Origin of the sequence: Lactobacillus sp., from assembly GCF_051873315.1 — a bacterium.
Taxonomy (GTDB): domain Bacteria; phylum Bacillota; class Bacilli; order Lactobacillales; family Lactobacillaceae; genus Lactobacillus.
In genome coordinates this window covers 1-6,778 of the sequence record NZ_JBJEES010000107.1, presented here as the reverse complement: position 1 = coordinate 6,778, position 6,778 = coordinate 1, and the positions used below count along the sequence as shown (strand labels likewise).

6 protein-coding genes and 2 pseudogenes are annotated in these 6,778 nt (G+C 50.8%); 4 read left to right on the top strand and 4 right to left on the bottom strand.

Annotated features, from left to right (window positions below; translation table 11 throughout):
* Positions 1-268 (top strand): annotated as a pseudogene (locus ACI32D_RS06265) (2',3'-cyclic-nucleotide 2'-phosphodiesterase); the annotation flags it as partial.
* A gap of 58 nt (positions 269-326) precedes the next feature.
* Here the strand turns inward: ACI32D_RS06265 and ACI32D_RS06260 are convergent.
* Complete coding sequence (locus ACI32D_RS06260) at positions 327-896, bottom strand: peptidylprolyl isomerase (RefSeq protein ID WP_439775745.1); 570 nt, start codon at positions 894-896, stop codon at positions 327-329.
* Between the two features lie 9 nt (positions 897-905).
* Positions 906-2,516: a peptide ABC transporter substrate-binding protein gene (locus ACI32D_RS06255; protein WP_439775744.1), complete on the bottom strand. Its 1,611-nt coding sequence runs from the start codon at positions 2,514-2,516 to the stop codon at positions 906-908.
* Between the two features lie 99 nt (positions 2,517-2,615).
* On the opposite strand from ACI32D_RS06255, the gene ACI32D_RS06250 reads away from it, so the two are divergent.
* Together ACI32D_RS06250 and ACI32D_RS06245 are read left to right on the top strand one after the other, a co-directional pair.
* Entirely contained in the window at positions 2,616-2,795 is a 180-nt protein-coding gene (locus ACI32D_RS06250) for a hypothetical protein (RefSeq protein ID WP_439775743.1), read from the top strand.
* A gap of 14 nt (positions 2,796-2,809) precedes the next feature.
* Positions 2,810-4,663, top strand: coding sequence for a flavocytochrome c (locus ACI32D_RS06245; protein WP_439775742.1), 1,854 nt, complete (start codon positions 2,810-2,812; stop codon positions 4,661-4,663).
* An 83-nt stretch (positions 4,664-4,746) separates the two neighbouring features.
* On the opposite strand, the gene pepC is transcribed toward ACI32D_RS06245, so the two are convergent.
* Together pepC and ACI32D_RS06235 are read right to left on the bottom strand one after the other, a co-directional pair.
* Complete coding sequence (gene pepC, locus ACI32D_RS06240) at positions 4,747-6,096, bottom strand: aminopeptidase C (protein WP_439775741.1); 1,350 nt, start codon at positions 6,094-6,096, stop codon at positions 4,747-4,749.
* A 90-nt stretch (positions 6,097-6,186) separates the two neighbouring features.
* Positions 6,187-6,474, bottom strand: a complete 288-nt coding sequence (locus tag ACI32D_RS06235; RefSeq protein ID WP_439775740.1) for a hypothetical protein — start codon at positions 6,472-6,474, stop codon at positions 6,187-6,189.
* A gap of 104 nt (positions 6,475-6,578) precedes the next feature.
* Between ACI32D_RS06235 and ACI32D_RS06230 the strand changes: the two are divergent.
* A pseudogene (locus ACI32D_RS06230) lies at positions 6,579-6,778 on the top strand (dUTP diphosphatase); the annotation flags it as partial.

The following is a 6,778-nucleotide window of genomic DNA, read 5'->3' as shown; positions in this document are numbered from 1 at the left end:
CGGCAAGACCAAGGAAGAGGTGGTCGACGAGTTCCGTCTGCCATACTTTGCCTTCAAGTTCCACCACAAGCACTTTTTGATTTCGGCTTACCCGATCAGAAACGAAATGCTGGACCCAGTCAAGAAGGTCAAGGGGACCTGGTCTTACACGACTGGCCTCTACAATGTGGCTGACTTTATCAGAGAATTTCCGGAGAACGAGAAATCACACGTTCACCAGTTTAATTTGAGCAAGCTGGACCGGACCAGACTTTTGCACATTTGGTAAAAGGCAAAGAAAAAGCTTTTCCTCAGGATTGTGGGGAAAAGCTTTTTTATGTGAAAAATTACTGCCAGGTCAAGGGAATTTGCCCGTGGGTCATGCGGACGGGGTCAGGCAGGGTGAAATCTGCCGGCTCCAAGGTAACCTTGTCGATAACTTGTGGAATAACAGGTTCGTTGACCTCGACTCCTTCATAAGGAAAGTCAGTCACGGGCCGGGTTTGGACCTGGCCCAGGCGCTCGATTTCATCAAAGCCGGAGACAACTCTGGCAAAGACAGGGTAGGTCCCGGTTAGTTGCGTCTGATCAGTCAAGGGAAAGAAGACTTCACAGCCGGCCAGGCCCAATTCGTCGTAGCCGCCCATGCAGGCCGTTCCGGCAGTGACGGGAACTGGCGTTAAGTCGGGATGCAGGTCAAACTCATTGGGCAGGAGGTACTTGGCCTCTTTTTTGCCAAAGGCATTGTAGCTTAAGTCGACCCATTTGCCGGGCACGATCCGCTGGATCGCGTGACCGTCATAAATATGGTGCTTGACGGCCCAGACGAAGCTGGCGCAGGTGTTGGGAGCGGCATCTGGCAAAAGGTCTAAGACGATCTTAGCCCCGTTTTTCAGCAAAAAAACTGCTTTAACCATATATCCTCCTTACTTGAAGTAGGCCCGGGTGTAGTCGGCCGTACCGGTGGTGTTCCAGAGAACCCCGCGCAGGCTGGAGTTGACCAGGTGGTCTTCAACTTCGGTGCACAGAGGGATGACCGGGTTATCCTTACTCAGCTGCTTTTGGGCATTCAAGAGGTTCTTGAAGTAGGCCTTTTGGGAAGTAGCGTTCTTGGACTTGGCCAGGCTGAGCTGTTGATTGAAGTTCTTGCTGGTGTACTTGCCGAAGTTGTGGGAATTGTTCAGCTCCTGGGTTTCCAGTTCGCTCATTGGGTCAGCGTAGTCGTTGAGCCAGTAGCTCAGCTGCAGGTCAAAGTCGCCCTTAACGGCCAGGTTGTAGGCAGACAAGAATGGGAGGGACTTGACTTCGATTTTGACGCCGGATAGCTTGCTTTCGATTTGTGATTGCAAAAATTCGGCCTGGTTCTTGTCAGTAGAAGTGTCGTAGCCGACCAAGGTCAAGGTTACGTTAGACTTGCCAAGTTCTTTCAAGCCTTCCTTCCAGAGCTTTTTCGCCTTGGCAACATTGTAGGTTTCCTTTGGCTTAGCGACAGTGGCGAAGTCCTTGTTAGTACCAGGGTATTTGGCAGCGCCTGGTGAAGAGTAAGTGTAGGAAGGCTTAGAGCCGTTGGCCATGACTTTTTCAGCCAGCTGCTTTCTGTTGATGACTAAGTAGAGGGCTTGGCGGAGCTTGTCATTGCTTAAGGCGCGGCCTTTGGCCTGGTTGGTGCGGATGAAGTAGTTGCCGGACCGGTCGACTTGCTTTAAGTGCTTGTCATTTTGCAGGCCCTGGGCGGTGGTGCCGCTGATTAACGCGTCATCCAGACTGCCCTGCTGGAAGAGCTGGTGGGCAGTATTGGCTTCTTTAACGACTTGGTACTTGATCTTGGATAATTTGACTTCAGATTTAGCGTAGTAGTTAGGGTTCTTGACCAAAGTCCAGGTGTTTGAGCCAGCCTTCCAGCTGCCAAGTTTGAAGGCACCGTTTGAGGCGAAGGTCTTCATGCTGGTTCCGTACTTTTTGCCGTATTTCTTGACAAGTTTGGTGTTTTGGGGCAAAAAGGAGGTCATGGTCAGCTTCTTGGTGAAGGTTGGGATTGGGTATTCCAGGTCAATGACCAGTTTGTGCTTGCCCACGGCTTTGACGCCTAAAGTTTCAGGCTTCTTTTTGCCATTTTGGATGGCGGTGGCATTCTTGATGCCTTGGTAGATGTAGCTGTAGCCGGACAGGGCGGTTGGGGCCACGCCTTTTCTCCAGGCGGTGACGAAGTCTTCAGCGGTCACGTCATCGCCGTTAGACCATTTGGCGGTCTTGAGGTAGAAGGTGTAGCGCTTGCCGCCATTGGACTTGACCGTCTTTTTGGCCAGGGCTGGGACAGGATTGTTGTTCTTGTCTGAGCGGAAGAGGCCGTCGTCCATCTGGTTTAAGACGTCCCAGATCGGCACCGTGGTGCTGGCGGATTGGTCAAAAGTGGCGATCGTGTCGCTCTCCATCAAGTTGAGCGTGGTCTTGGCCGTGGATGTGGTGGATGATTTGCCGCAGGCACTGAGCAGGAGCCCAGCCGCTAAAGCTGTGGCAAGCGGTAACTTTTTCCCCATGTTGATCTCCTCTGTTACACGATTCTAGTGGGTTGATACATTAAAATAACATTAAGAATTTTATAATCATAATTTAACAGCTGGGCGGGGAATTGTCAATTGGAAAATGGTTATGAAATGAGTTGGGATGAAATAGAAAATGCTTCCTCGTATGCTTTCAAAAATCCCGAAAAGCCAGCTTTCTTTTTAGCTAATGAAAAAAATCACAATTTGTCGTTGCGAGCGATTTTTTCAAGTGTTACGATCACGGGTGAGAAAAAGATTATTAAAAAGCAATAGAAAGAAGCAAGAAAATGAAGGCTGGAAAATACACGGTTGAGGCCCAAGGCCATAATGGCAAGTTTAAGCTGACGGTGACGGTTGACGGAGACCGGATCGAAGATGTCAAGGTTGCTGAAGGAGAAACGGCAGGCATCTCAGACGCGGCTTTAAAGCGGATCCCGGAAGCGATTGTTAAGGGACAAACTTTAAACGTTGACGTCGTCTCCGGGGCTTCCCTGACTAGCCGGGGGATCCTGGACGGGGTCGGCCAGGCGATTGAAATGGCTGGCGGGGATGCTGTAGAATTTAAAAAGCGGCCAAAGTACCAAGAAGCAGAAAGCGAAAGCGGGGAAGTCACGGTTGACGTGGCGGTTGTTGGTGCCGGCGGGGCTGGCTTTACCGCTGCTGTCCGCTCTTTGCAAAACGGCTTGAAGGTAGCCCTGCTTGAAAAGGCACCAACTGTCGGCGGCAACACCATGCGGTCAGGCGGCTTTTTGAACGCGGCTGACCCGGAATGGCAAAACAAGTTTCCAGCCCTGCCAGGGGAAAATGTCACCCTGGAGCAAATGATGGAAGTCAAGGAAGACGAAATCGCTCCGGAATACCGGGAAGACTTCAAAGAGATGCAAAAGCAGATCAAGGACTACCTGGACAGCGGAAAAGACTACCTCTTTGACTCCGTTCTCTTCCACCGCCTGCAAACTTACTTGGGCGGCAAGCGGGTTGACCTGAAGGGTAACGAAATCTACAGCGACTACTCTTTGGCTAAGACTTTGACTGACCATGCCCTGGAATCGGTTAAGTGGCTGGCTTCAGTTGGCGTTGACTTTAATATGTCAGCCGTAACCATGCCAGTTGGTGCCCTTTGGCGCCGGGCTCACAAGCCAGTGGAAAGCGATGGCTTTGGCTACATCAAGGCTTTGAAGAAGTACTACGATGAACATGGCGGGCAGACTTTTACCGATGCCAAGGTAACGGATCTTTTGCTTGAAGATGGCCGGGTAGTGGGCGTGAAGACTGACAAGCTGACTGTACACGCTAAGGCGGTAATTTTGACGGCGGGCGGCTATAGCGCCAACACCAAGATGCTGCAAAAGTACAACACTTACTGGGATGATATTCCAGACAACATGAAGACTACCAACGCCCCATACATTACTGGTGATGGGATCAACTTGGGCCTGGAAGCAGGGGCTGCCTTAGTCGGCATGGGCTTTACCCAGATGATGCCAGTTGCTGACCCGAAGACCGGTGAATACAACACTGGCCTGCAGGTTCCGCCAGCTGACTTTGTCATGGTCAACCAAAAGGGTGACCGTTTCGTCAACGAATACGCTGGCCGGGATACTTTAGCCAAGGCGGCAATTGCCAACGGTGGTCTCTTCTACTTGATTGCCGATGAAACGATCAAGAATTCTGCCTACAACACTGATGAAAACAAGATCAAGCAGGAAATCGCTAGCGGTCAGCTTTACAAGGCTGATACCTTGGAAGAATTGGCAGAACAGATCAAGGTTGACCCAGACCACTTACTGGCAAGCATCAAGAAGTACAACCAATACGTTGACCAGGGGGATGACCCTGAATTCCACAAGAGCGTCTTTGACCACCGGGTTGAAAATGGCCCATTCTACGCTACTCCGCGCCAGCCGGCCATGCACCACACCATGGGCGGCTTGAAGATTGACGCGGGTGCCCATGTTTTAAACGAAGCAGGTGAAAAGATTACCGGTCTTTACTGTGCTGGTGAAAATGCCGGCGGGGTTCACGCGGGCAACCGTTTAGGCGGCAACGCCCTAGCTGACGTCTTTACTTTTGGCCGGATCGCGGCAGACAGCGCCAAGAGTGAACTCGCGGTTGACACGGTTAGCGGGGCTTCTCACTAAGCTTTGTAATCTGATGAATTTCCATACACACCCAAAAAACGAGTTGCATCCCGCAACTCGTTTTTCGTATCTATTCAATTCTCTTAGAAGTCGAAAGCCAAAGCGCCCATTGGGTCCCATGGCAGAAGTTCGATTGGGTTCTTCTTGCCTTCGTCGTAAGCCTGCTTAACGTCTTCTGGCAGGTAAGCCTTGTTCAAAACAGCCTGGTAAACGAATTGGTCGAACCACTCGTCGCTCATGACGAAGTAGCCCTTGAAGCCTGGCTTGTCGCCCCATGAGTTTTCGATCTTCCACTTGGTTGGCTTGCCGTCAACCAGGTCAACGGCAGTGATAACCATGGCGTGGTTCATCATGCTTTCGCCTGAGTCCAGACGGTCAGCCTTGCTCATTGAGAAGTCGTAGTCAAAAAGCTGGTCTCTTTGGTAGATCTTGGTGTCCAAAAGCCCGGCTTCCCGGTCGCCGCCCTTGGAAACGTCTGAACCGAACCAAACGACTTCGCCTTGCTTCAATTGGTTGACGATCAAGTCCTTGAACTTGGACAGTTCCAGGTTGAGGTGGCGGACTTGCCTGCCGCCGACCACGTTGCCCAGGTATTCAACTGAGAAGACCTTGTTGTATGGCTTGTCAGCAGTAGGCCCGTTGATGACTGAGATGTAGTTTTCCAGGTCCCAGCCAATGTACTTCTTGAAGAAGTCTTGCGGGGTGATGTCCTTGTCGATGTGGTAGTTGCCATCATCGTCAGTGTATTCGAAGTTGAAGCTCTTTGGCGGCAAGCCCAAGGAAGTAGCCAGCATGCGGAAGATGGCGTCCAAAAGTTCAGCCTTGTGAGCTTCTACTTCTTCTTCGCTCTTGCCATCGCTCACCAAAGCCCGCAGTTCCAAACCGCCCTTGCGGAGCATGGTGTTCAAAGTGTCGTCCAAAGCGCGGGAGTTTTCTGAGTTGGCCGTTTCTGGGTAAACCTTCTTCGGCACGATCCCGTACTTTTCAATCAAGCCGCAGAGCATGTCCCATTGCCCGCCGTCTGATTGCGGAGTGGCAAAAAGGAAAGAGACCTTCCGGTCGCCCAGTGGCTTGTCAGCTGAGGAAATCACGTTTTCAAAGAAGAAGTTGGACTTTTCAAACTTGTCCCAGAAGAAGGTGTAGCTCTGTGACAATTCAAAGCCCTTCAGCTTGAATTCCTTTTGGATTGAGTGGCGCATGGTGTTCAAAGCACTGAACATCCAGCAGCGGCCTGACTGCTTTTGGTTGGTAACTGAACCAGTGTCGATTTCCACTGAGAAGGTCGGGTCCAGGTCAATCTTGCTTTGGGTGCTTTGGCTGGCCTTGAAGATCCCATTGGTTTGGGCAGCGTTGGCAGCTACCCCGTAAGCTGGGTGCTTGCTCAAGTTGCTGGTGAAGTTTTCGATCGTGTCAAAGCTGATTTCTTTTGACATCCTATTGCCTCCTGTTTTCTCTTTTTTCTTTTTAAAAAACTGTCTAAGCTCATTTTAGCCCATTAAAAATGTTCCGTCTATCAAAGCAGCTTAATTTGCAGGTCTGCCGGCCCAAATGTTCGTCAATTCCCCGTGCTTTTGGCAATAAGCGATCACTTGCGGGTCCAAAGGCCAAACTTTTAAGCCCGTCTCCTGGCAAATCTTTGCGACTTGCGCCATGACTTGGTCCAAAATTCCTTCCGGGGCTCCCGGCGCGATAAAAAGCTGGTTCATGACCCAAACCGGCCCGCTCTTTCGCTCAATCAAGAGGAGGGGACTTTTGGCAACTAACTGGCCGTCAGCCTTGATTTCAATGACTTTTTCTCTTTCGTCTGGCATAGCTTTTCCTTTCAAAGCGGCAAGTATTTTGTGATCCTTGCCTTTTCCTTTGCTGTCTTAACTAGTGTAAAATAGATGTCTAGATAATTAAAGGAGCAAAAACAATGAACAGAGTAAGAGGCTTTGAAGTAGTTAAGAAGTATGAAGGACAAGGCTTGACCCTGCCCCGGCGGCAGACTTTGGCCAGCGCCGGCTATGACATCGAAGCGGCCCGCGACATCACCATCCCCAGCATTTGGAGTCTGAACTTCGTCAGGATCTTCCGCTTGATCAGAAACGGCCACGACTTGATCGAAAGCGACCT

What these genes read in the sequence shown, in the direction of transcription:
- ACI32D_RS06260 (WP_439775745.1), bottom strand. Translation starts at nt 896, where the DNA reads ATGGTTAAAGCAGTTTTTTTGCTGAAAAACGGGGCTAAGATCGTCTTA.
- ACI32D_RS06255 (WP_439775744.1), bottom strand. Translation starts at nt 2,516, where the DNA reads ATGGGGAAAAAGTTACCGCTTGCCACAGCTTTAGCGGCTGGGCTCCTG.
- ACI32D_RS06245 (WP_439775742.1), top strand. Translation starts at nt 2,810, where the DNA reads ATGAAGGCTGGAAAATACACGGTTGAGGCCCAAGGCCATAATGGCAAG.
- pepC (WP_439775741.1), bottom strand. Translation starts at nt 6,096, where the DNA reads ATGTCAAAAGAAATCAGCTTTGACACGATCGAAAACTTCACCAGCAAC.
- ACI32D_RS06235 (WP_439775740.1), bottom strand. Translation starts at nt 6,474, where the DNA reads ATGCCAGACGAAAGAGAAAAAGTCATTGAAATCAAGGCTGACGGCCAG.